Origin of the sequence: [Lactobacillus] rogosae (assembly GCA_900112995.1) — a bacterium.
Classification (GTDB): Bacteria; Bacillota; Clostridia; order Lachnospirales; family Lachnospiraceae; genus Lachnospira; species Lachnospira rogosae.
Map to the genome: position 1 here is coordinate 92,148 of FONU01000003.1, position 25,390 is coordinate 117,537.

At 36.8% G+C, this 25,390-nt stretch carries 21 protein-coding genes; 19 read left to right on the top strand and 2 right to left on the bottom strand.

Annotated features, from left to right (window positions below):
- The first annotated feature begins 42 nt into the window (after window positions 1-42).
- The 7 genes from BM157_RS00415 to BM157_RS00445 all read left to right on the top strand — a co-directional run bounded on the left by BM157_RS00415 (window position 43) and on the right by BM157_RS00445 (window position 9,305).
- Complete coding sequence (locus tag BM157_RS00415; protein WP_055175529.1) at window positions 43-1,779, top strand: ABC transporter ATP-binding protein; 1,737 nt, start codon at window positions 43-45, stop codon at window positions 1,777-1,779.
- Window positions 1,780-1,881: 102 nt separating this feature from the next.
- Window positions 1,882-2,385, top strand: coding sequence for an NUDIX hydrolase (locus BM157_RS00420; protein ID WP_022502879.1), 504 nt, complete (start codon window positions 1,882-1,884; stop codon window positions 2,383-2,385).
- A gap of 149 nt (window positions 2,386-2,534) precedes the next feature.
- Window positions 2,535-4,265, top strand: coding sequence for an ABC transporter ATP-binding protein (locus BM157_RS00425; RefSeq protein ID WP_318255700.1), 1,731 nt, complete (start codon window positions 2,535-2,537; stop codon window positions 4,263-4,265).
- Between the two features lies 1 nt (window position 4,266).
- Complete coding sequence (locus BM157_RS00430) at window positions 4,267-6,084, top strand: ABC transporter ATP-binding protein (RefSeq protein WP_022502877.1); 1,818 nt, start codon at window positions 4,267-4,269, stop codon at window positions 6,082-6,084.
- An 80-nt stretch (window positions 6,085-6,164) separates the two neighbouring features.
- Complete coding sequence (gene cls, locus BM157_RS00435) at window positions 6,165-7,715, top strand: cardiolipin synthase (RefSeq protein WP_022502876.1); 1,551 nt, start codon at window positions 6,165-6,167, stop codon at window positions 7,713-7,715.
- A gap of 125 nt (window positions 7,716-7,840) precedes the next feature.
- A complete protein-coding gene (locus BM157_RS00440; protein WP_090139483.1) occupies window positions 7,841-8,710 on the top strand; it encodes an NUDIX domain-containing protein in 870 nt (289 codons plus the stop codon).
- Window positions 8,711-8,741: 31 nt separating this feature from the next.
- Window positions 8,742-9,305: a nitroreductase family protein gene (locus BM157_RS00445; RefSeq protein WP_055175524.1), complete on the top strand. Its 564-nt coding sequence runs from the start codon at window positions 8,742-8,744 to the stop codon at window positions 9,303-9,305.
- A gap of 323 nt (window positions 9,306-9,628) precedes the next feature.
- On the opposite strand, the gene BM157_RS00450 is transcribed toward BM157_RS00445, so the two are convergent.
- Entirely contained in the window at window positions 9,629-10,957 is a 1,329-nt protein-coding gene (locus BM157_RS00450; protein WP_090139485.1) for an MATE family efflux transporter, read from the bottom strand.
- Window positions 10,958-11,100: 143 nt separating this feature from the next.
- On the opposite strand from BM157_RS00450, the gene thiE reads away from it, so the two are divergent.
- The 11 genes from thiE (at window position 11,101) to BM157_RS00500 (ending at window position 22,588) form a co-directional block, all read left to right on the top strand.
- Window positions 11,101-12,360: a thiamine phosphate synthase gene (gene thiE / locus BM157_RS00455; RefSeq protein WP_022502872.1), complete on the top strand. Its 1,260-nt coding sequence runs from the start codon at window positions 11,101-11,103 to the stop codon at window positions 12,358-12,360.
- 22 nt (window positions 12,361-12,382) lie between these two features.
- Window positions 12,383-13,450 carry a tRNA 2-thiouridine(34) synthase MnmA gene (gene mnmA, locus BM157_RS00460; protein WP_090139487.1) on the top strand — a complete coding sequence of 356 codons (1,068 nt, stop codon included), beginning with the start codon at window positions 12,383-12,385 and terminating at the stop codon, window positions 13,448-13,450.
- Window positions 13,450-13,599, top strand: coding sequence for a hypothetical protein (locus BM157_RS12850; RefSeq protein WP_022502870.1), 150 nt, complete (start codon window positions 13,450-13,452; stop codon window positions 13,597-13,599). The genes mnmA and BM157_RS12850 overlap by 1 nt, the downstream gene beginning before the upstream one ends.
- A 112-nt stretch (window positions 13,600-13,711) precedes the next feature.
- A complete protein-coding gene (nifS, locus tag BM157_RS00465; protein WP_022502869.1) occupies window positions 13,712-14,899 on the top strand; it encodes a cysteine desulfurase NifS in 1,188 nt (395 codons plus the stop codon).
- 358 nt (window positions 14,900-15,257) lie between these two features.
- Window positions 15,258-15,623 (top strand): CidA/LrgA family protein, encoded by a 366-nt coding sequence (locus BM157_RS00470; RefSeq protein ID WP_022502868.1) that lies wholly within the window; start codon window positions 15,258-15,260, stop codon window positions 15,621-15,623.
- Entirely contained in the window at window positions 15,616-16,308 is a 693-nt protein-coding gene (locus BM157_RS00475) for an LrgB family protein (protein ID WP_022502867.1), read from the top strand. The genes BM157_RS00470 and BM157_RS00475 overlap by 8 nt, the downstream gene beginning before the upstream one ends.
- Window positions 16,309-16,407: 99 nt before the next feature.
- On the top strand, window positions 16,408-16,980 hold the full coding sequence (locus BM157_RS00480) for a cytidylate kinase-like family protein (RefSeq protein WP_090139489.1): 573 nt from the start codon (window positions 16,408-16,410) through the stop codon (window positions 16,978-16,980).
- Between the two features lie 176 nt (window positions 16,981-17,156).
- Window positions 17,157-18,749 carry a potassium/proton antiporter gene (locus BM157_RS00485; RefSeq protein ID WP_022502865.1) on the top strand — a complete coding sequence of 531 codons (1,593 nt, stop codon included), beginning with the start codon at window positions 17,157-17,159 and terminating at the stop codon, window positions 18,747-18,749.
- 24 nt (window positions 18,750-18,773) lie between these two features.
- Window positions 18,774-19,445 (top strand): YoaK family protein, encoded by a 672-nt coding sequence (locus tag BM157_RS00490; protein WP_022502864.1) that lies wholly within the window; start codon window positions 18,774-18,776, stop codon window positions 19,443-19,445.
- A 10-nt stretch (window positions 19,446-19,455) separates the two neighbouring features.
- Window positions 19,456-21,285 (top strand): ATP-dependent helicase, encoded by a 1,830-nt coding sequence (locus tag BM157_RS00495; RefSeq protein ID WP_090139491.1) that lies wholly within the window; start codon window positions 19,456-19,458, stop codon window positions 21,283-21,285.
- A gap of 115 nt (window positions 21,286-21,400) precedes the next feature.
- Window positions 21,401-22,588, top strand: coding sequence for an AI-2E family transporter (locus BM157_RS00500; RefSeq protein WP_090139493.1), 1,188 nt, complete (start codon window positions 21,401-21,403; stop codon window positions 22,586-22,588).
- A gap of 168 nt (window positions 22,589-22,756) precedes the next feature.
- Here BM157_RS00500 and BM157_RS00505 read toward each other — a convergent pair whose 3' ends face one another.
- Window positions 22,757-23,701: an L-lactate dehydrogenase gene (locus BM157_RS00505; RefSeq protein WP_172678507.1), complete on the bottom strand. Its 945-nt coding sequence runs from the start codon at window positions 23,699-23,701 to the stop codon at window positions 22,757-22,759.
- A 315-nt stretch (window positions 23,702-24,016) separates the two neighbouring features.
- On the opposite strand from BM157_RS00505, the gene BM157_RS00510 reads away from it, so the two are divergent.
- Window positions 24,017-25,270 (top strand): GH25 family lysozyme, encoded by a 1,254-nt coding sequence (locus tag BM157_RS00510; RefSeq protein ID WP_055175498.1) that lies wholly within the window; start codon window positions 24,017-24,019, stop codon window positions 25,268-25,270.
- The last annotated feature ends 120 nt before the right edge of the window (window positions 25,271-25,390 follow it).

Consider the following 25,390-nt stretch of genomic DNA (forward strand, 5'->3'; position numbering starts at 1 on the left):
GTCATTAGTAATGAATAAAGCATGAAAGGATTAGTGAGTTGTATGAAAGAAAATCTTAAAAAGCTTGCAAAATATTATAAGCCATATTTAGGCACATTTATTATAGATATGATTCTTGCGATGATGTCTGCGGCGGTGGCACTTGTCATACCGCTTGTTGTAAGATATATAACTTCCAAGGTTGCCTATATGCCGGCAGATGAAGCGTCTAAGGCAATATTTACAATAGTTGTGATATTATTCGTGCTTGTTCTTGTGCAGTGGGGGTGTAATTATTATATATCTAATTACGGACACGTTATGGGAGCTAAGATTGAATACGATATGAGGGCTGAGATTTTTAACCACTACCAGAAGCTTTCTTATTCATTCTATGATGACCAGAAGGTTGGACAGTTATTATCAAGAATAACTTCGGATTTATTCGATATAACAGAGCTTTTACACCACGGTCCTGAGAATATAACAATATCACTTATTAAGATTGTAGGTGCACTTGTTATATTAAGCACTATAGATGTAAGGCTTACGCTTACTGCATTTGTGCTTGTGCCTGTTATGCTTGTATTTGCATATTTCCTTAATAAGAAAATGAAGCGTGCATTTAAAAGAAACCGTATCCGTATAGGTGAGATTAATGCACAGATAGAAGATAATCTGTCAGGAATACGTGTTGTTAAATCATTTGCTAATGAGGATATAGAGTGCGGTAAGTTCAAAAAAGGCAATGATTTATTCTTAGAGTCAAAGAAAGACAGCTATCATTATATGGGAATGTACAATGCCGGACTTACAGCATTTACAACTATGATTAATGTAATTGTAATAGCAGTGGGCGGTATAGGAATAACAAGAGGCTGGGTTAATATTACAGACTTCGTAACATTTTTATTGTATATAAATATATTTACGGAGCCGGTAAAGGTACTTATTGATTTTACAGAACAGTTCCAGAACGGTTATTCCGGTTATGAAAGATTTCTTGAGATATTATCAGTTGAACCGGATATAAAGGAAAAGCCAGATGCAGTTGAACTTAAAGACGTTAAGGGTGAGATTACATTCGACAATGTATCTTTTAGATATAAGGACGGAATCGAGGAAGTATTATCAGGAATCAGCTTTAATGTTACACCAGGCAGATATGTGGCACTGGTAGGTCCGTCAGGAGCAGGAAAGACTACATTATGTTCGCTTATACCAAGATTTTATGAGGCGACAGAAGGAAGCATAAGAATTGATGGAAAAGACATTAAAGATGTTACTCTTAAGAGCTTAAGGGATAATATCGGGGTTGTCCAGCAGGACGTATATCTGTTTATGGGAAGCATTAAAGAGAATATACGATACGGAAAGCCAGATGCTACCGATGACGAAGTAATTGCAGCGGCAAAGCTTGCCAATGCACATGAATTTATAGAAGCATTTGAAAATGGATACGACACGGATATAGGACAAAGAGGTGTCAAGTTGTCAGGTGGACAGAAGCAGAGATTATCAATAGCAAGGGTATTTCTTAAAAATCCACCTATACTTATATTTGATGAGGCAACATCAGCACTTGATAATGAAAGTGAGCAGATTGTACAGGAGTCGTTAGAGAAGCTGGCTAAGAATAGAACTACATTTGTTATAGCCCACAGACTTACTACAATAGAAAATGCTGAGGAAATATTTATGCTTACAGATGAGGGGATTAAGGAAAGAGGAACTCACAAGGAGCTTATGGAGTTAGATGGTGAATATGCTCATATGGTTAAAATTCACTCAGCTAACTAGAAAAAGTATTGAAAATGTGTTATACTAATCATAGTTATAACGAAAATGTTAATCGCTGTATATTATTGTATGGCTGATTACAATATATGGAGGATGACGTATATGGAAATGTGGGATATATATGATGCCAACAAAGAAAAGACAGGCAGATTAATGAAAAAGAATGACTGGCAGCTTAAAGATGGAGAATATCATCTTACAGTGTTAGGTGTCATAGAACGTCCGGATGGAAAGTTCCTTATTACACAGCGTGTTATGACTAAGGCGTGGGCTCCTGGCTGGTGGGAAGTATCAGGCGGAGCGGCTCAGGCAGGTGAGGAGTCAATTGATGCAGTAAGACGTGAGGTTCGTGAAGAGACAGGAATTGACGTTACAGATGCCAGAGGTGGATATGTATTCACCTATAAAAGAGAGAATCCTGGCAAGGGCGACAATTATTTTGTAGATGTATACAAGTTCATTAAAGATGTTAAAGATGAGGACATACATATACAGACAGAGGAAGCCTTAGGGTATAAGTTCGTTACCAGAGAAGAGCTTAAACAGATAGCAGCAACAGGAGAATTCCTGCATTATGACAGTATTAAGCAGGTATTTGAAGATTAGATATTGGATTAAGTAAGAATTGCTGTTATTAAGTGAATATTTGTACTTGATTTATAAAATGTATTTATAATAGAAGAAGCACCAGCAGATTTATTCTGATGGTGCTTTTTAGCTATAAGAAGTAATAAAGCTTAAGAAAGGAATGTGGTATGCTTAAATATTTAAAAAAGTATTGGTTCTTTGCTCTGCTTGCACCTGTATTTATGATAGGTGAGGTTTCTATGGACTTGTTACAGCCGGAGCTTATGAGCAGAATAATTGATGACGGTGTATTGGGGCTTAACAATGGCGGGGTTGGCAATCTTAATACAGTAATTACCATCGGGCTTAAAATGATAGGATTTGTGGCACTTGGTGGTATCTGTGGCATTATGTCCGGTGTCTTTGCCAATCTTTGTGCACAGCAGTTTGGTAATGATGTAAGAAAAGCTGTCTTTAAGAGAATTATGGAATTCTCTTTTGAACAGACTGATAAATTCTCCACAGGTTCTTTAATTACAAGGGTTACGAATGATATAACACAGCTTCAGAATTTTGTAATGCAATGCCTGAGAGGTTTTGTGCGTACAAGTATGCTGTTTATCGGTGGTATAGCGTGTATGGTGTCACTTAATATGGAATTTGGAATAATAATTGCGTGTGCACTTCCGTTTGTTGCAGTATGTGTTGTATATTTCATAGCCAAAGCCAATCCTAAGTTCACAGTGTTACAGAAGAAGCTTGATAAGGTTAACAATGTAATGCAGGAAAATGTGTCTGGTGCAAGAGTTGTAAAGGCATATGTCAAGGAAGATTACGAGACAGAAAGATTTGAGAAAGCTAATAATGAGCTTGTTTCAACACAGCTTGATGTGCTTTTACTGCTTTCTTATATGACACCTATTATGAATATTATATTAAATCTTTCAGTTGTTGCGGTTATAAAGGTTGGTGGAATACAGGTAAGTGCAGGAAGTGCAACGCCTGGTAATGTAATGGCGGCGATTACATATTGTTCACAGGTGCTTAATGCGGTTATGCGTATGACGATGATATTTCAGACAGCTTCAAGGGGAATTGCCTCAAAGAAGCGTGTTATGGAGATAATTAACTGTGATCCGGCAATAAAGAGCGGTACATATAATAAAGAAACTGCCGTTAAGGGAAAAGTTGAATTTAAGAATGTGTCATTTGCATATCCAGGTATGGATAATGAAAATGTTATTGAGAACTTTAACCTTGTTATTAATCCGGGTGAAACTATCGGAATACTGGGTGCAACAGGCTGCGGCAAGTCAAGTCTTGTAAATCTCATACCACGTTTTTATGATGTGACTAAGGGGGAAGTACTTATAGATGATGTCAATGTTAAAGATTATGATTTGCAGGTTTTAAGGGATAAAGTGTCAATAGCATTACAGAAGCCGGAGATATTCAGCACTACAATAGCAGAAAATATTGCGTGGGGTGATGACAGTGCAGACATTGAAAAGATAAGACAAGCCGCTGACATAGCACAGGCAACAGAATTTATTGACAACAGGACAGATGGTATGGATACACAGGTAAGTCAGGGTGGACACAGTCTTTCAGGAGGCCAGAAGCAGAGAGTTGCCATAAGCCGTGCAGTGCTTAAGAATTCAGAGATACTTATATTTGATGATGCTACAAGTGCACTTGATTTAAAGACAGAGGCTGATCTTTATTCAGAGCTGTCGGTAAAGAAATATGATGTAACCAGGATTATAATTGCCCAGAGAATTGCTTCTGTAAAGAATGCAGATAGAATTGTTGTAATGGATAATGGCAGATTAGCAGATGTTGGAAGCCATAGTGAGCTTATAAAGACAAGTGAGATATATAAAGATATTTATGAGTCACAGCTGAAAGGAAATGAATAGAATGGAGCAGAGCAGACAGGCACAGATGAATAATTATAAAGCCTTTGGCAGAAGACCTGGCAACCGCAATCTTACTGTTGAGAAGGCTAAGGACAAGAAGGGTACTTTAAAAAGACTGATAGCATATTTTGCGGCTGAGAAAGCTATGATTATAGGGCTTCTGGCGGCTGTTATCGTTGTAGTAATATGTTCGGTATATGCACCAAAGCTTCAGAGTAATGCAATTGATATTATAGCTTCTGGCAGATTTAAGGAATTAACTCCGATACTTATAACAATGGTGGTTGTATACATAATACATAGTATATGTACATTTTTACAGACCAAGATAAGTGCGGTATTAAGCCAGAATATCGTAAAGAAGATGAGAGAAGATTTATTCAGGCACATAGTTAATCTTCCTGTAAGATACCTTGACAGTAACAGCCACGGAGATATTATGAGCCGTATGACTAACGATATTGAGAATATATCAACAACAGTTTCGCAATCGTTAAGTTCGATGTTCTCAGGCGTATTAACGATTATTGGAACAGTTATAATGATGACTGTATTATGTCCACAGCTTGCACTGTTATCGTGCGTTACTGTAATTCTTACAGTGATTGCAACTAAGTTCTTATCTAAGGCCATGAAGAAGTTCTTTACGAAAAGACAGGTGCTTTTAGGTAATCTTAATGGAACGGTTGAGGAGATGGTTACAGGTTATAAGTCAGTTGTTGCATATAACAGGCAGGAAAATGTCATAAAAGACTTTAACAATGTGTCGGATGAACTTACAAGGGTTGGAATTATAGCAGAGATTCTTGGCGGTTCAATGGGACCAGTTATGAATGTAATCAATAATATAAGCTTTGTTATTATTGCGGCATTTGGCGGATATTTTGCCATTAACCATATTATATCTATCGGTGTTATATCTGCATTTATCGTATATGCGAAGCAGTTTGGAAGACCAATTGATGAGCTTGCACAGATATATGGACAGATACAGACAGCCATAGCGGGGGCAGAGAGAGTATTTGCAGTTATGGACGAACCGCTTGAAGATAAGAGTGGTGATAAGAATATGGATAAGCTTGAGGGCGTTATTAAGTTTAAAGATGTCAATTTCTCATATACCAAGGACAAGCAGGTGCTATATGACTTTAATCTTCAAGTTAAGGCAGGACAGAAGGTGGCACTTGTAGGCTCAACAGGAAGCGGAAAGACAACAGTTGTCAATCTTTTAATGAGATTTTATGACGTTGACAGCGGAGAGATATTAATAGATGATGTTAATATAAAGGACATAGATTGTGCCACACTCCGTAAGAACACAGCGATTGTATTGCAGGATACTGTATTATTTGCAGATACAATAAAGAATAATCTTAAGTATTCCAATGAAGCGGCAACTGATGAGCAGATGTATGCCGCTGCGGCTATGAGCAACTGCGATACTATGATTAATAAAATGCCATTAAAATACGATACAGAGCTTATGGCAGAGGGTGAGAATATATCACAGGGACAAAGACAGCTTTTATCAATAGCAAGAGCATTTCTTGCACAGCCTAAGATCCTTATATTGGACGAGGCGACATCTAACGTGGATACAAGAACTGAAAAGCATATTCAGGATGCAATGCTTAAGCTTATGGAGAACAGGACAAGTCTTATAATAGCTCATAGATTGTCTACAATACAGGATGCTGACATAATTGTTGTTATGGATGAGGGACATATAGTTGAAGCAGGCAATCATAAAGAACTTCTTAACAAAATGGGAAGATATTATAAATTATATATGACACAGTTTGCAGGACAGACAATATAGGTGTATAATTATCTATTACATAAGATTTGTGATGATGCACAGATTGAATTATAGATAATATATGCAGGAATGGTGATGGTATGCGTACAGAGAAAAAATCAAGCATAAAAAATAGTGCAACAAGGTTGATACTGATAGGGCTTCTTGTTCTTATACAGACTGGCTGGATGATATTTTTAATGATGAAGCTGAATACATATTCAACTGCCATAACATTGCTTCTTACATTTATAGCAATGTTTATTGCCCTTAAAATATTTGGAACACACGTTAATGCGGCACAGAAAATGCCCTGGCTTATCGTAATAACTGCAGTTCCGTTTTTTGGAATATGTATATATCTGCTATTTGGACGTTCTATTGTAACTAAAGGTGTTAGACGTTCATTTAATAATATTGAAACGAATGTGCTTACCCTCTTAAAGCAGGATAATGACATAATAGATGATATAGCCAGCAAGGACAAGGGCGTAGCTAACCAGTGCAGATATATAAGCAATACAGCAAGATATCCTGTATACAGCAATACAGATGTAAAATATTATCCAACTACTGATGTAAGCTTTGAGGCACAGCTTGTTGAACTTGAAAAGGCAGAGCATTTTATATTTATGGAATATCACGCTATTGAAGATGCTGAAAGCTTTGCAAGGCTTAAGCATATCCTTGAAAATAAGGCACAGAGCGGTGTGGAGGTAAGAATATTCTATGACGATTTAGGAAGTATTTTTTTCCTTAATAAAGAGTTCATAAAACAGATGAGGCAGAAGGGCATACAGTGCCGTGTATTCAATCCACTTAAAGTTATTGTAAATATGTTTATGAATAACAGGGATCACAGGAAGATAACCGTTATTGACGGCAAGGTAGGCTTTACAGGTGGATATAATCTTGCAGATGAGTATTTTAATATAACGCACCCATATGGTTACTGGAAGGACACAGGAATTAAGCTTCAGGGTGATGCGGTAAAGAGTCTCACAGCAAGCTTTCTTACTATGTGGAATGCCATAGAACATACTGATAATGATTATAATAAATATCTTGATGCGACAGATGGTACATATAAGGCAGTTATGAAAGACTGTTATGTACAGCCATATTCAGATAATCCATTAGGACAGGACAGAATTGGTGAGGACGTGTACCTTAATATTCTAAAAAATGCCAAGGACTATGTGTATATCACAACTCCGTATCTTATTATCACTGATGAGATGGAAAGAGAGTTAAGGCTTGCGGTTAAGAGAGGTGTTGATGTAAGAATTGTCACACCGGGAATACCAGATAAGAAGCTTGTATACAGAATTACAAGGTCTTATTATGAGCCACTGTGTTCGGCTGGCGTGAGAATATATGAGTATACACCAGGATTCTGTCACGCTAAGCAGTGGGTATGTGATGATGAAGTATCTGTTGTTGGCACAATCAATATGGACTACAGAAGCTTATATCTTCATTTTGAAAATGCAGTATTTATATATAATAAAGCGACGGCATTAAGTGTAAAGCAGGATATGTTAAATAACTTTGAGGCAGGACACGAAGTGACAGCTGATTATACTAAAGATGTTATTAAGCCATTAAGACTTGGGGTATGTATGTTAAGAATGATATCGCCTTTATTGTAAAATACTTGCAACAAATGTAAAATAATATATAATATTAGTGGCAAATTACATTTATCATTATAAGTGGTTAGATAATAAGTAAGAACAACATTTTGTGTCTATTGTTAGTACCTGGAGGAGGAACAGTGAGAGAAGAATTAGTAGCCGTAAAAGTAGACCACCCATTGGGAAGTACAGACGAGGATAACCCCTCGGTTGTGTATCCGATTAATGTCGGATACGTTATCAATGATAAGGATCTGGAATTCAAACCGGTAACAGATGACCAGAGAGTGTATCTTGTAGGTGTTGATGTTGCTGTTGATGAATATTCAGGTGTTCTTATTGCAGTTGCAAGAAGGAGAGATGATTCAGGAACAGTGTGGGTCGTTGCACCTGAGAACATATTATATACCAAACAGCAGATAGAAGAAATGATATATTTTAAGGAGCAGTATTATGACAGCTTCATTGAAATGGTCGATGAGGAGATGTGGGACGCTTATGATGCCAATGAGAATAAGTTAGGTTTTGAAGTTCGCAGAAGTATGGCAAAGTCACTTCCAGAAGGCGTGTACCACATAGTTGTTATGGTGTATACAGTTACAAAGACAGGAAAGGTGCTTACAACGCAGAGGTCGCGTAACAAGACGAATTCTTTAAAATGGGAAGTTACAGGAGGTTCTATTATCAGCGGTGAAACACCTAGGACAGGAGCGGTAAGGGAACTTCTGGAAGAAACGGGAATTAAGAAATTGCCAGAGGATTTAATTGAACTTTATAGGTATACTGATGATGCAAGACATTGTATATATTATGGTTATCTTAATGTATGTGACGATGAGGAACACGTTAAATTACAGCAGGGTGAAACTATGGACTATATGTATATGCCATATGAGGAATTCATTGATTTCATAATGTCAGAGAGGTTCATTCCGTCAGAACAGAGGCGTTTTAAGCTTCATAGTGAGCATATAGTAAAGCAGATTAAGCAGGCTTGTATGGTACAGTAATAAATTTAATATAATCAGAAGGGAGAGTCATATGTCATTTAAGGAACTTGTATTAAAGAACCGTTCATATAGACGTTTTTTTGAGAATAAGAAAATAGAAAAGGACGAGCTTGTAAATCTTGTTGATATAGCAAGAAATACAGCTTCAGGTGCTAACAACCAGCCTTTAAGATATAAGGTTGTGTGTGATGAGGAAAGCAATAAAAAAGTGTTTGACACATTAAAATGGGCAGGTGCGCTTCCAGACTGGGATGGTCCTGTTGAGGGTGAAAGACCAGCAGGCTACATAATAATATGCAGTGCTTCAAGCGTATCAGCACCAAGAGATGAGGGAATAGCGGCACAGACAATACTTCTTGCCGCCAATGAGGTTAATCTTGGAGGCTGTATGTTTGCAAGTGTTAATATTCCTAAGCTTAACGAAGAACTTTCAATTCCAGAGGGTATGACAGCAAGACTTGTTATTGCATTGGGATATCCTAAGGAACAGGTTGTTATTGATGAAGTATCTGAGGGAGCGAATCTTAAGTATTACAGAGATGACAATCAGGTTCATCACGTACCTAAGTTAAAGTTAGAAAATGTATTATTATAAATTATAAGGAGAATGCAGAGTTTAAGCCTTTGCTTGGATTAACAGGAAACAGGCTTACATTCTGTGAATAGTTATAAAGAAACAGGCGGGATATTAAATCCCGCCTGTTTCTTTGCTTAGTGAATAATTGTTACTATAACTGAGTAATCAGTATAATTTAATCTTTTGTTGCTAATTCCAAAAAGATATTATTATTCTATCACTGTAAATACTATAAATCAAGTTCAATTAATCTGTAGTTGCGACAAGATGTCTGTATTATTGAGTTCAAATTTTAATCAAAATTTTATCATTTTTTATTCATAGTTTATATTCAGTGAAGCCTATTTTGCAATGGACCTGTAATTCCTTATAAGCAGCGGAAGTTCAGCAATAAGCATACCAATCCAGCCGGCAAGGTATGATAATGGGAGGGCTTCAATTCCTATGCCCATTACAAGAACGAGTGGGATAGCGGCTATAACACGTACGCCCATATTGATAAAGCTGCTTAAAAGTGTAATCTTTAAATCGCCAATTCCACGGAAATATCCCTGTATGCCGTTAGTAGCGGCTGGGAGTATATACATAAATGAGATAAGGCGCAGATACTTAACACCATGCAGAATAACTTCTTCATCTTTAACAAACAGAAGCATAAGTGGTCGTGCAAGTATAAAGCACACGGCAAAAAGAATAATTCCATATATGAATTCAAGCATCATACCACATTTAAAGCCTTCTTTCATACGTTTTTTTTCATTAGCACCTTTGTTCTGAGCCATAAGTGCAGTCATAGCGTGGCCGATATTCTGCTCAGGAGTATACGCAAAATCATCAATTCTGTTGACAACAGCAAATGCAGCGGCTACGGACACGCCCATAGTGTTGACGATTGCCTGAATGCCAATCTTTCCTAACTGGACAGTTGCCTGCTGCATAGCGGATACCCAGCCGTAGCTTATTGTCTTTTTAAGAAGTGAATTGTCAAATACAAGCCATTTTCTGCCTAGCCTTAATATCTCGACACGCTTTTGTATGTATATAATACAGAATACACAGCACATCATTTCGCTTATTACAGTTGATATTGCACAGCCGTTGCTTCCCATTTTAAGGACAATTACAAAGAATAAATCTCCGAAAATATTAAGCAGTGAGCTTGCAATAAGGAAGTATAAAGGAGTCTGGCTGTCGCCTAATGCCCTTAATGTGCTTGAAAAGAAATTATATAAAAATGTAAATATCAATCCTAAAAATATAATTCTCATATAAGAAACAGTTAAATCCATAATAGATGGGTCAACCTGTAACAATTTAAGAATAGGTCTTGAAAAGATAATGCAGCACAGGCTTAATATTGCAGAGAATACAGTGCCTGAAAGCATTGTTGTGCTTATCTGTCTTTGAAGCTTGTTGTAATCTTTAGCTCCGAATTGTGTACCCATAAGTATGCTCGCACCCATACACAGACCATTTAAGAATAAAATCATAAGAGTCATTACAGGGTTGCATATACCAACAGCCGCAAGGGCTTCTTTACCTACGAATTGTCCTACAATAATACTGTCGACAGCGTTATATGTAAGCTGGAATAAGTTACCGAGGACTAACGGTATTGTAAATCCAACAAGGAGAGGCATAATTTTACCTTTTGTTAAATCTTTAGTCATAATTAATCTCCTATCCTGCCCATAACAGGGCTTGTTAAGTTTATGATATTTTGCTAAAGATTTATTATAAGACAGTTGCTTTAAATTGAAAAGAATTATATTATACTAATGTAAAAAAAGTGTACGCAGAAATGGAGATTATTATGAAAGTTACCCGTGAAGATATGCAGCTTTACGCCGTTACAGATACGCAATGGCTTAATGGCAGGGATTTCTATGAAGAAATTGAGAAAGTCCTTGCGGCAGGAGCTACATTTTTGCAGTTAAGAGAAAAGGATTCGACACACGAGGAGATTGTAAAAAAAGCATTGGCAATTAAACCGATAGCAAGAAGATATGGTGTGCCATTTGTTATAGATGATGATATATACGCGGCGTTAGAGGCAGATGTTGACGGAGTTCATATAGGACAAAGTGATGCAAGCTACGAAACAGCAAGAGAGCTTCTAGGACCTGACAAGATAATAGGAATGACAGTAAAGACACCAGAGCAGGCGGCAAATGCGGCAAGACTTGGTGCTGATTATGTTGGAATGGGAGCTGTATTTCATACAAGCACGAAGAAAGATGCCAAAGATTTAAGCAGGGATAATCTTCTTAAGCTTACAGCTATGCTTGATATGCCGATAGTTGCAATTGGAGGCATTAATTATGACAACTGTGATTATTTAAAGGATACAGGCGTGGACGGAATTGCTGTTGTATCGGCGATATTTGCAAGTGATGACTGCTCGGAGGCGACAAGAAAGCTTTATAAGAAGACAAGAAAGCTGTTTAATTATAATAAGAACATAATATTTGATATGGATGGAACACTTGTTGACTCTATGCCGTTCTGGAAGAATAGTGCAAGGGAATATGCCATTTTAAGAGGTGCTAAGCTTCCAAAGAATTTTGATGAGATAACAGGAGTTATGGACCTTTCGGAATATGCGGCTTATCTGCAAAATGTTCTTGGGATTGATACATCGCTAGAACAGATAACAGAGGCAGCAGTTGATATTATGAATAAGCATTATGCAAGTGATATTCCTGCAAAGAAGGGAATGATAAAGCTTATAAGAAGAGAATATGAGGCTGGAAGCAAGCTTGTAATATTCAGTGCTTCCGATACTTCCAGTGTGGAAATTCTTCTTAAAAGGTTAGAAATATATGAATGTTTTGAGGGAATATACACAGTATATGATGTCGGCATAGGAAAGAGTGATAAGGAAAGCTATAAAAAGGTTGCCAGGTCAGCAGGAATGGATATATCTGATACGTGGGTGTATGAGGATATTCTAAGAGGCGTTCGGGCGGCACATAATGCTGGATTGAAAGTGTGTGCTGTATATGATAAAGACTCGGCAGATGACTGGGATGAGATATGCAGTATTGCAGATAAATGTATAATAACCGGATAATATGGATTGAAATGGAGAATATATGAAGAAGAAAGTTGTTGTAGGTATGTCAGGAGGTGTTGACTCATCTGTTGCCGCATATCTTTTAAAAGAGCAGGGTTATGACGTTATTGGCGTTACAATGCAGATATGGCAGGACGATGCAGTAGAGACAACAGAGAATGGCTGTTGTGGAATATCTGCTGTAGATGATGCAAGACGCGTGGCTGGACAGCTTGATATACCTTATTATGTAATGAATTTTAAGAATGAATTTAAGAAAAGTGTAATTGATTATTTTGTTGATGAATACAAGAGGGGAAGAACTCCTAATCCTTGTATCGCCTGCAACAGATATGTCAAATGGGAATCGCTTCTTAAAAGAAGCCTTGATATAGGTGCTGATTATATAGCAACTGGACATTATGCAAGAATAAGCCAGCTTGATAATGGCAGATATGCAATTAAGAACTCAGTAACAGCAAAGAAAGACCAGACATATGCACTTTATAATCTTACACAGAGCCAGCTTGCACACACTCTTATGCCAGTTGGAGATTATACTAAAGATGAGATAAGAAAGATTGCGGCAGATAATTATCTTATGGTTGCAAATAAGCCGGACAGTATGGAGATATGTTTTGTTCCTGATAATGATTATGCAGGATATATAGAAAGAACTACTGATTATAAGTCAGTTCCGGGCAATTTCGTTGATGTTGATGGTAATGTAATCGGAAAGCATAATGGAATTATCCACTATACTGTTGGACAGAGAAAAGGGCTTGGACTTGCTATGGGACATCCTGTATTTGTAGTTGCAGTAAGACCTGATACCAATGAAGTTGTTATTGGTGAGAATAAAGATGTATTTACTGATACATTGTATGCTGGGAATCTTAATTTTATGGCAATTGAAGCCCTTAAAGAGCCAATGAGAGCAAGAGGAAAGATACGCTACAGCCATGAGGGTGCAGACTGTACAATAAGAATGATTGATGATAACACGCTTGAGTGTAAGTTTGATAAGCCACAAAGGGCAGTTACACCAGGACAGGCACTTGTATTATATGATGGTGAATATGTTCTTGGTGGAGGAACTATCATATAATGAGCACAAAAGAAAAGGAAGCGGCTGCGAAGCAGACATTTACTTTTCTTGTGCCATTAACGAACGAACAGTCGTGCGAAGCAGGACGAGAGAGTGCGATAGCACGGGTTCGTGAGTATAGGGTAGATATAATAACGTTAAAGAAATAAAGAAAAGGAAGCGGCTGTAAAATTTTCTTGACAATTACTATGTCTGCTTTATAATATTTCATATTGGATAGATAGGTTGATATTCAGAAACAAAATGCGGAGGATAATAATAATGAGTAAGTTTATTTATATGGATAATGCGGCTACAACAGCAGTAAGACAGGAAGTTGTTGATGCTATGGTGCCTTATTTTACAGAATCATACGCTAATCCATCAAGTGTATATAGTTTTGCACAGAAGACTAAGAATGATATGGAAGAAGCAAGAGAAACTATAGCTTCTATTCTCGGTGCGGCTAAGCCTAATGAAATATATTTTACAGGTGGCGGAAGCGAGTCTGATAACTGGGCATTAAAGGCAGCAGCAGAGGCATTTAAGTCAAAGGGTAATCACATTATTACAACTAAGATTGAACATCATGCAATTCTTCATACTTGCGAATGGCTTGAAAAGCACGGATATGAAGTGACATATCTTGATGTTGATGAATACGGAAAGGTTGACCCTATAGAATTCGAAGCGGCAATTAAAGATACAACAATACTTGCAAGCATAATGTTTGCTAATAATGAAATCGGTACAGTTGAGCCAATCAAGGAACTAGGTGCAATTGCACATTCTAAGGGAGTGATATTCCACACAGATGCTGTACAGGCATTTGCACATATTCCTATTAATGTACAGGAAATGAATATTGATATGTTAAGCGCAAGCGGACATAAGTTCCACGGTCCTAAGGGAATTGGTTTCTTATATGTAAGCAACAAGGTTAAGATTGGTTCATTTATTCACGGTGGTTCACAGGAGAGAAGCAGAAGAGCAGGAACTCACAATGTACCAGGTATTATCGGAATGGCTAAGGCGGCAAGCATTGCCAATACTAATATGTCAGAGAATATTAAGAATATCTCAGCAATAAGAGATCACATTATTGACAGAGTGTTAGCAGAAATTCCATATTCAAGAGTTAATGGTGACAGAACAGACAGACTTCCTGGAAATGTTCATTTCTGTTTCAGATTTATTGAGGGTGAATCAATGCTTATTATGCTTGATCAGAAGGGAATATGTGGTTCATCAGGTTCAGCCTGCACATCAGGTTCACTTGACCCATCACATGTTCTTCTTGCAATCGGACTTCCTCACGAGATAGCACACGGTTCATTAAGACTTTCACTTGGTGAAGATGCAACAATCGAAGATGCTGATTATGTTGTAGATGAATTAAAGGGTATCGTAGAAAGATTAAGAAGCATGTCTCCTTTATACGAAGATTTCGTAAAAGAGCAGGGAAAATAATAATATAATGTGTATGGTTTAATGTATACTTGTTGCAGCTGCAGTTGTCAGGATAATCTGATAGCTGCGGCTTTTTTATGTAATAGGAAATTCCAATAGAATTCCCTATTACATAAAAGGCACTATATGCCGATTATGCACACTCGCACGAAGATGTATTTTATCGCAAGCGACCGTGCTCGGTGCAGGAATGTGTTTTTACATATTCTTTTTTATATGTGTTATTGTATTTTTTGTGTATTTCTGGCGGATACACTTGATATATATAACGAGGCAGAGATATAATAGTTGGCGAATTTGTGCACTGGACCGTTCAAATATATATGAAATAAGAGCACAAAAGAAAAGAGGTTTATTTATGAAGTATCTTAAACAGTTTTTGATTATTCTTGTAATCTCGTTAGTGGGTGAATTGATGAATAAGTTCATACCACTTCCAGTACCGGCAAGTATCTATGGTATGGTTATCTTATTTGCTGGTCTTCTTACAGGATTGATTAAGCTTGACGCAGTTAAGGAAGCAGGACGATTTCTTATAGAAATTATGCCTGTAATGTTTATTCCTGCAGGAGTAGGTCTTATATCATCATGGCTTAATTTAAAGCCGATATTAGTTCCGATATGCATAATAACAGTTGCAACAATATTTACTGTTATGGGTGTAAGCGGACACGTTACACAGTTTATTGTAAGACGTACTAAGAGAGGGGATAATAATGAATAGTTTTTTTCTTGATTCAGCATTTGCGGGAGTAGCAATAAGTCTTATCGCATATATGGCAGGAACATTTCTTAAAAAGAAGTTAAAGCTGGGATTGTTTAATCCACTGCTTATATCTATAATTGTAACTATGGTTGTATTAATAATTGGTAAAGTTGATTATGAAAGCTATAATGCCGGTGCGAAGTATCTTAGCTGGCTTTTGACACCAGCCACGGTGTGTCTTGCCATTCCTCTTTATGAGCAGTTCGAGCTTTTAAAAAGTAATTGTGCGGCAATTATATTAGGAATAGCATCGGGAGTTGTCACAAGCCTTGTTACAGTGCTTGTATTATCGGTGGTTTTTGGACTTACCCACGAGCAATATGTAACATTGCTTCCAAAGTCAATTACAACTGCAATTGGTATGGGTGTATCAGAAGAACTTGGCGGATATGTAACGATTACAGTTGCAGTTATTGTTGTAACCGGAGTAATTGGCAATATATTAGCAGAATTTATATGTAAAGTATTCAGAATTACAGACCCGATAGCTAAAGGTGTTGCGATAGGAACATCTGCACACGCTGTAGGAACAGCTAAAGCTATTGAAATGGGAGAGATAGAAGGTGCTATGAGCAGTCTTTCAATTGCTGTTGCAGGTATACTTACAGTAGTTGGTGCAAGTGTATTTGCGAACTTCTTATAAAAGAATAAGAAGTTGTGACACACAGGTTTCAAAATATTGAAGATTATTTCTGTGTGTGAAAAAATTTTATATATATAATAATGAGAATGGAGGATAAATATGATTATTACAATTGCAAGACAGTGTGGATGTATGGGTGATGAGATAGGTCAGAGACTTGCTGATGAGTATGGACTTACATTTTATAATAAGGAACATATTGTTAAGCTTGCTAAGGAAAAAGGGATATATGATAAATTCCCTTATTTCTTCTCCGAGATACCGGTAAATGCTTTAATGCATTCTATAAGCAGTGACGAGAACAATGTACTGCTTAGCGAGGCAAGAAAAGCCCTTTATCCAATAATAGGTGACGGTGATTGTGTGATAATAGGCAGGGGAGCTAATTACGCATTTTCTGACAGACCAGACAAGGTAAGCGTATTCTTAAGCGGAGATAAGGCTGAGAGAATTAAGCATATAGCAGATGTCCATAATATTTCTGAAAGAAAGGCGAAGGTTGTTGTTAATGAAACTGACAGCAGGAGAGCAGAGTTTCATAAATATTGTTCTGATCAGGAATGGGGAAATGCGGCATATTACGATATGTGTATAGATGAAACAAGAATTGGTGCTGACGGAGTTGTCGGAATTATAAAAGAATATATAAACAATTGTATGTTTGACAAATAATTGCCAGACTGATATTATAGGAACATATTATCTTTGACACAATAGATAAAAATATACTAAATAAACAGATTAGTTCGGAAAGTGTGAATGAAGAAGTAAGATAACAGAGTGATAAGTCCTTCATATCTAAAGAAGTGTATACAGCTTATGAGGGCAGGCGTTAAAAGGGAGATTGTATGACATTAGAAATAATATTAGTAGCATTGGTGCTTATTATGTGTATTGCGGCAGACAAGTTTTCGGGAAGGTTCGGCATGCCTGCACTTATACTTTTTATAGGTATAGGTATGTTATTTGGATGCGATGGAATAGCTGGAATTGAATTTGACAATTTTACTATGACAGAATATATATGTAATATTGCACTTGGGTTTATTATGTTTTATGGTGGTTTTAATACTAAATGGAAGACTGCCAGACCTGTTGCTGTTAAAGCTGTTCTATTGTCTACCTGTGGCGTAATTCTTACAGCGGCATTTACAATGCTGTTCTGTTATTTTGTATTGAGATTTCCAATAGCGGAAAGCTTTCTTGTTGGAGCAGTTCTGTCAGCAACAGATGCGGCGAGTGTATTTGCAATATTAAGACGTAAGAAGCTTAATTTAAAAGATGGTGTTGCTTCGCTTTTAGAGATAGAGAGTGGTAGTAATGACCCTATTGCTTATATGCTTACTGTTATAGGAATATATATTCTTAATGGTGATAATCTTATAAAAGTTCCATACGTTATATTTGCACAGATTGTATATGGTGTGCTTATTGGCATAGGTCTTGCGGTGGCTGCCATATATGTTCTTACCAGGACGGATATAATTGTAAATGGACTTGATACTATATTTATTCTTGCTGTTGTGCTTTTAGGCTTAGGACTTTCACAGTTAGTCGGCGGCAATGAATTCTTATGTATATATCTTTTTGGCATTCTGCTTGGTAACAGCAGGATACGCAATAAAGGTAATATTGTTCCATTTTTTGATGGTGTAACAACACTGGCACAGATAGTTATATTCTTTATGCTTGGATTGTTATCCTACCCTCACAGATTTTTAACAATTATACCAATATCTATAGCAATTGCGGTATTTCTTACATTTATAGCGAGACCGGCCGTAGTATTTGCGATACTTAAGCCGTTCAAATGCTCGGTACGTCAGTGCCTTTTAGTGTCGTGGGCAGGTCTTAGGGGAGCATCTTCAATAGTGTTCTCTATAGTGATTATGGCGGGCGGAAGCGTTATGTCAAAGGATTTGTTTAATATAGTGTTTATGATATCACTTCTGTCAGTTGCAATTCAGGGAACGCTTCTTCCAGCAGTCTCAAGACGGTTGGATATGATTGATGAAACATCAGATGTACGTAAGACATTCAATGATTATCAAGAAGAATCATCAATTACGCTTATGCGTATGTTCATACCTAAAGGTCATAATTGGGAGAATAAGCTTATAAGTGAAGTACATATGCCGACAGGTGCAATTGCACTTATGATAAAAAGAGGCAGGGAAACAATTATTACAAGAGGCAATACTAAGATATGCGGCGGGGATAATCTGATACTCAGTATTCCCGCATATGAGAATGGTGATAATGATTCGCTTGAGGAGATTAACATAACTTCGGATAATAACTGGTGCAATAGAACAATACGCCAGTTGGATCTTCCAGAAAATCTTATAATTGCCCTTGTAAAAAGAGGAGAAGAGAATATAATACCTATTGGCGATACACTTATACAGAATGGTGATGTTGTAGTGATATATCGCAGATAATACAGGAAAGAGGTTGGTATTATTATGATAACCAAGAAACAAATCCAGATGTCAGAAACATTTCTGAATAGTGCAGTTCTTGCGGTGTCAGGTGGATTTCAGGATGCTTATACATATTTCACAAGAGATAAAGTATTCTCTAATGCACAGACAGGAAATGTTGTCCTTATGAGTCAGAATTTTATGACAGGAAATATAGTCGGTGGAATTAAGTATCTGTTTCCTTTCTTAGCATTCGGACTTGGAGTGTTTGTGACAGAACAGATTAATGCCAGATACAAGATGGCAAAGAAAATCCATTGGAGACAGTTAGTTCTTCTAATAGAAATTATAATACTTACAATTGTAGGTTTTATACCAGAGACTTTTAATATGGTGGCAACAATTATGGTGTCATTTTCGTGTGCTATGCAGGTTCAGGCATTCAGAAAAGTCAACGGCTTTGCATATGCAAGCACAATGTGCATAGGTAATTTAAGAAGTGGTACAGATGCACTTTCTGTATTCGTAAGAGAAAGAAAAAAAGAGCAGTTATTTAAAGCAATTCATTATTTTGGAATTATATTTTTCTTTGCACTTGGTGCAGGAATAGGCGGTAATTTATCAGAAACATTTGGAATACATACAATATGGGTATCATCAGTTATACTTATGGTAAGTATGGTGCTTATGTGGTATGAAAAGTTCAGAATTTAGGAGAATTTGATTGAAATATAGTAAAGAACAGCAGGAAGCCATTAACACAATTGATGGACAGGTGTGTATCATATCTGTTGCAGGTTCAGGAAAGACATCGGTTATAGTGGCAAGGGCTAATAATATAATTAAATCAGGTGTCAGACCATATAGAATACTGGTACTTACATTTTCCAAGGCTGCGGCAGTGCAGATGGCAGACAGGTATAAAATGCAGTATGGCAGTGATGGCATAAGATTTTCAACTATACATTCCCTGTGTTATTCGGTACTTGCAAGAGCATATAATCTGAAGGCTGAAGATATATTATCGGAAGCCGGAAGATTAAAGTTCTTTACTGAATTTCACAGACAGCTTTTATATAAGAGAGTATCAGGGGTTCCTGATGATTTTGATGAGTATTATAGAAAATGTAATGAATACATAAATAGTATGGCGGTCGGTACGGCTGACATTCAGGACAGTAAAAGCAGTTCTAAGGCATATCTTGAGATAACTTTTTCCCAGTATAAGGAATTTAAAAAGAATAATAAGAAGCTTGATTTTGACGATATGATATTATATTGTCACAAATGCTTAAGCTCTAATAAGCAGGAGCTGGAATACTGGCAGGGAATATTTGACTATATAATGGTTGATGAGTTTCAGGATACAGGCACATTGCAGGCAGAGATTATATATATGGTTGCTGATTTAAGGAAAAATGTGTGTGTAGTTGGAGATGATGACCAGTCAATATATGGTTTCAGAGGAGCTGACAGCTCAATATTTAAGGAATTCTCAAGAAAATATCCTGGGTCTGTACAGATAATTCTGGGTACTAATTACAGAAGTCTTCCATATATAATAGAAGGTGCTGACAAAGTAATAAGAAATAATGAAAACAGAATTGCCAAAAATATGTCAGCATACAGGCAGGGTGAGGGAAAAGTGCACATAAGACAGACCGCATCTTATGGCAGGCAGGCAGATATGGCAGTGTCACTTATTAATGACTATGTAAAGACAGGCGGACATTTAAGCGATATTGCAATACTTTACAGGGTGAAGAAAGAGGCCTCGGTGCTTGTCAATACATTAGAAACGATAGGTATGCCATTTTTTACAAGGGATAATGTGGATGATATTCATCTTGGCATATGTTTTTACGATATGCTTGCATATTACAGGCTTTCAAGAGGTGTGCCGGAACAGACGGATCTTAGACGGATAATTAACAGACCCAAAAGATATATAAGAAGCAACCTTGTGCACAATTGCGAATTTGACAGGAATAAAATATACGAAGCCTGTACAAAGAATGCCAGCAGACAGGATTGCTTAAGAATTAACGACACAATCAATGATATGTTTCTTGATTTCAGAAGTCTTTCGAGGATAGATAATCCGACACAGTTTATCAATTATATATACGATGATATGGGGTATGAAAATGACCTTTTTGAGTATGCAGAGTATACAGGACTTGACAGCGGGGATATCATTAACCAGTCAGAAGCTATGAAAAAGGAAGCACTGAAGTTTGATAATATGTCTGAATGGTACAGATATATAACTGACAGGGAATACAGGGTGAGAACGGATAAGAATGAAGGCGTGTATCTTAGCACATTTCACGGTGCTAAGGGACTTCAATGGAAGAAGGTTATAATAATATCAGCGAATGAACAGGTGACACCATATGCTTATATGGGGAAGGTTGATGATTATGAGGAAGAACGCAGGCTATTTTATGTTGCTATGACAAGGGCAGAAGACGAGCTTGATATTATCTATATAGATGGCGGGTCAAGACACCAGAAGAGGTCAAGATATGTGCAGGAGCTTATAACAGTATAAATTTTAAAGTGTAAATTAAGTGTAAATTATCCTGTAAAATATTGCATTATTGTATATTTTAAGCCATAATATATTACATTATCAGAAGTTCATATAATAATTGGGAGAAGTATTAATGGAAAAAAGAGAGAAGAATAAAAATATAATTGTATTGGGTATAGTTATGGCAATAAGTCTTTCTGTAGCACTTAATATAGGGAATATATTTGGTGGTATAGGAACATTTTTTAAGATTCTGAATCCAATAATTCTAGGTTGTATGCTTGCGGTTATATTTAATGTGCCAATGGAAGCATTGTCAAGACAGTTAGAGAAGCTGTCAAAGAAAGTAAAGTTCTTAAGAAAAGAAAAGGCACGCAACGGGATAAGCCTAGTTGTGACAATAGTTATAGTTGTGCTTGTATTCGCTGTTATAATGTGGTCTATTATTCCGGATTTGATAGAGTCGATTACTGGATTTATAAAGAATTTTGATAATAATGTAAATGTAGTGACTGATATTCTGGATAAATATGATGAACATCTTACGTTTATTAATGATTATGTTGAAAAGATTGACTGGAACAGCATACTTAAAAAGTCTGGAGAGGTTGCCGGAGCATTTTTCCAGAGCATATTTACGGGTATTCCACAGATAGGTTCATCTTTGTTTAATCTTAGTATATCTGTGATAATTGCAGTGTATGTGCTTATGGATAAAAGACGCCTGCTTTCACAGACAGAAAGGCTTTTAGAAGCTGTATTTGGAAAGAAGGTATCTTCTAAGGTTACAGGTGTTACTAACCTTTTTGCACAGACTTATGCAAGTTTCCTTACAGGACAGTGCGTTGAGGCTTGTATACTTGCCGTGCTTATGTTTATTACACTTAGCATATGCAGAATGCCATATGCCGGACTTATAAGCATAATGGCGGCAGTGTTCCAGTTCGTTCCATACATAGGAACATTTTTAGCGTGTGTTGTTGGTGCATTTCTTGTGCTATTCACCAATCCGGTACTTACTATATGGTTTGTAATCGTATTTCAGATTGTTCAGTTTATCGAGGGACAGTTCATATATCCAAGGGTTGTAGGAAGCTCTGTAGGACTTCCGGCACTCTTTACATTAATGGCGGTGTTCTTAGGCGGCAAGTTCTTCGGCCTTCTCGGGATGATATTCTTTATTCCGCTCACATCGGTTATATACCAGCTCCTTAGAGATATGGTAAACAACCGCTTATCGTCAGATAAGGCTGGCAACAACACAACACCAGAAACAGGGAATGCGGATACTTTGCAGGCAGATAGTGGTAGTGCAGAGTAGTTGTAACTCTGATTTTAAATCTTCATAAATAACGTTATAATTGATAAAAATGCGGTGGATTGTTCTGCTGTATGATTAATAACGGGGTAATAATTAACCTGCTGTAATATATGTATTATAATATACATTTATTACAGCAGGTTTTTAATAAAATCTGTTTATAATCTTTTAGATATAATCTTTTGCAATATCTTTAAGAATATTGGCAGAGTCTTTTAATTTTGTAAGCTCCTCATCATTCAATTCAATAGGAATTACCTTCTGTACGCCGGTTTCATCGACGACAGCAGGAATACTAAGGACAACATCATTAAGTCCGTATTCGCCTGTCATAAGGCTTGATACTGGAAGAATGGATTTCTCATTACGAACGATTGCCTCGCATATTCTTTTGACAGCCATTGCAATTCCGTAGTATGTGGCATGTTTTCTTTCAATAATTTCATAAGCACTGTTTCTGACATTTTCAAATATCTTCTTCATAGACTGCTCGTGGTTGAAGTGACCACGAAGCTCGCAGAAGTCATTAACCTTAAGACCGCCTATTCTTGCATTGCTCCAGGCAGCAAGCTCGCTGTCGCCGTGTTCACCAATAATAAATGCGTGAACGCTTCGGCTGTCAACGTCAAGATGTTCACCAAGCAGATATTTGAAACGGCCTGTATCAAGTACAGTTCCGGAACCAATTACCCTGTTAGATGGATAACCAGATTCTTTAAGTGCAATAAGTGTAAGAATATCTACAGGGTTAGATACAATAAGAAGAATTCCACCAAAATCACGTTTCTTGATTTCGCCAACAATTGATTTCATAATAGCCGCATTTTTCTTGATAAGGTCAAGTCTTGTTTCATCAGGCTTCTGGTTAGCGCCAGCAGTTATAACAATAATTGCGGCATCAGTAATATCATCATAATTACCAGCATATATCTGCATAGGTCTTGCAAATGATATGCCGTGGCTTATATCCATAGCTTCACCTTCGGCTCTTTTTGTATCTGCATCAATAAGAACCATTTCTGAGAACAGACCACTCTGCATAAGTGCAAATGCAGATGATGAACCAACAAAACCACAGCCAATTACAGCAACTTTTCTACTATTTACTTTCATAATTATACCTCATTTCTTATACAGCCGGATAATATAATGTCCAGTTAAGCTGGAATTATTGAACGGTATTCGTCTGTATATATTGTTATTTCTTTAACAAACATTATAGCACCACTTATAGTGTATGCAAGATTTATATTCAAAACATTTTTTTGTGCAAAATAATCATAAAATTATTATTAAAATTAACATATTCAGAAGATATGTTATTGACTAATTAGTGTAATATTAGTATTGTAATGAAATTGGTGGTAATTATATTTTGATATTCTGAGTTAATGTAAAATAAAGATTTAACATAAATGGGGGATTGCTATGAAGAATATAAAGAAGTTTGTAAAACGTAAAGGACATCACATAGCAGCAGTACTGGTAGTTGTATTGATATTAGTAACAGCCGGGGTATGTGTAAGCATACCTGTTATCAAGGTTACTAATAAAAGAAAGGCGAGCAAAGATGTTTTAGTGAGTAATACAATACAGGTAGCTGACAGCACTTATGGGATTCCTGGTAACAGTGCGGATGCAGATAATTCATATGTTGAATTAGCAGATGGTGACCCACAGTCGGATAATATGTCACAGGAATTAAGTGAGAATGGGATAGAGCTTAATATAACAACATTTTCTAATGATAATATGGCATATTCCAATGGCATTGATGTATCCAAATGGCAGGGAAAGATTGACTGGAATAAAGTCGCAGAAAGCGGAATTGATTACGCGATGATAAGAGTTGGATACCGTACAGATATATATGGAACTATATGCGAAGATGAATATGCGTCATACAATCTTGAGGGAGCACAGAAAGCGGGCATAGATATAGGTGTGTATTTCTTTTCGACAGCGGTTGACGAGGACGAAGCAATAGAGGAAGCATGCTGGGTCATAGATTATATATCAGCCTATGACATAACATACCCTGTTGTATACAATTGTGAAGATTATAATAATCCTTCAAGCAGAATGTATAATCTTAGTAATGAAGAAAGAACTAACAATGCACTTGCATTTATGGATACTGTGGACAGAGAAGGCTACGATGCCATGTTATATGCTGGCAAGGGTCAGATTGTTAATAATAAGGAATGGAATATACAGGATATAGAAGCCAGATATCCGATATGGGTGGCATCTTATAAAGATGGAACATATCCAGCAGTAGAACATCCTTCATACACAGGTGCGTGTGCTATGTGGCAGTATACTAATAATGCCAGAATAGATGGAATATCAGGATATGTTGACGTAAATGTTGCTTATTTTAATTACAATTCAAGCTTTAATTATAATTATGGCACACAGGCATCAGTGTCGGGACAGACACAGCAGAGCCTTAATACAGCTGAATTGGGAATTATCTTTAACAGTGTTAATGAGGAGGTAACTGCTAAAGAGCCGGTTAATCTAAGAAGTATCCCAGAAGTATCAGGTGATATTGTAGATGTGCTTGATAATGGAGATATAGCATTGCGAACAGGAATAGGTGATACCGGCTGGTCAAGGCTTATATATAATGGAAATGTTGTATATGCGGTTACGAGTTATCTTACAACAGATTATTAAATATCTATAATACCAGTGTAGAATTGTATGTGTGCAGTACGGAACAATCCGTAGGTATCATAAGCTGGAGGCTTTTCACCCAAGCATTATATATACAATATTTAAGAACGGAGATTTAAT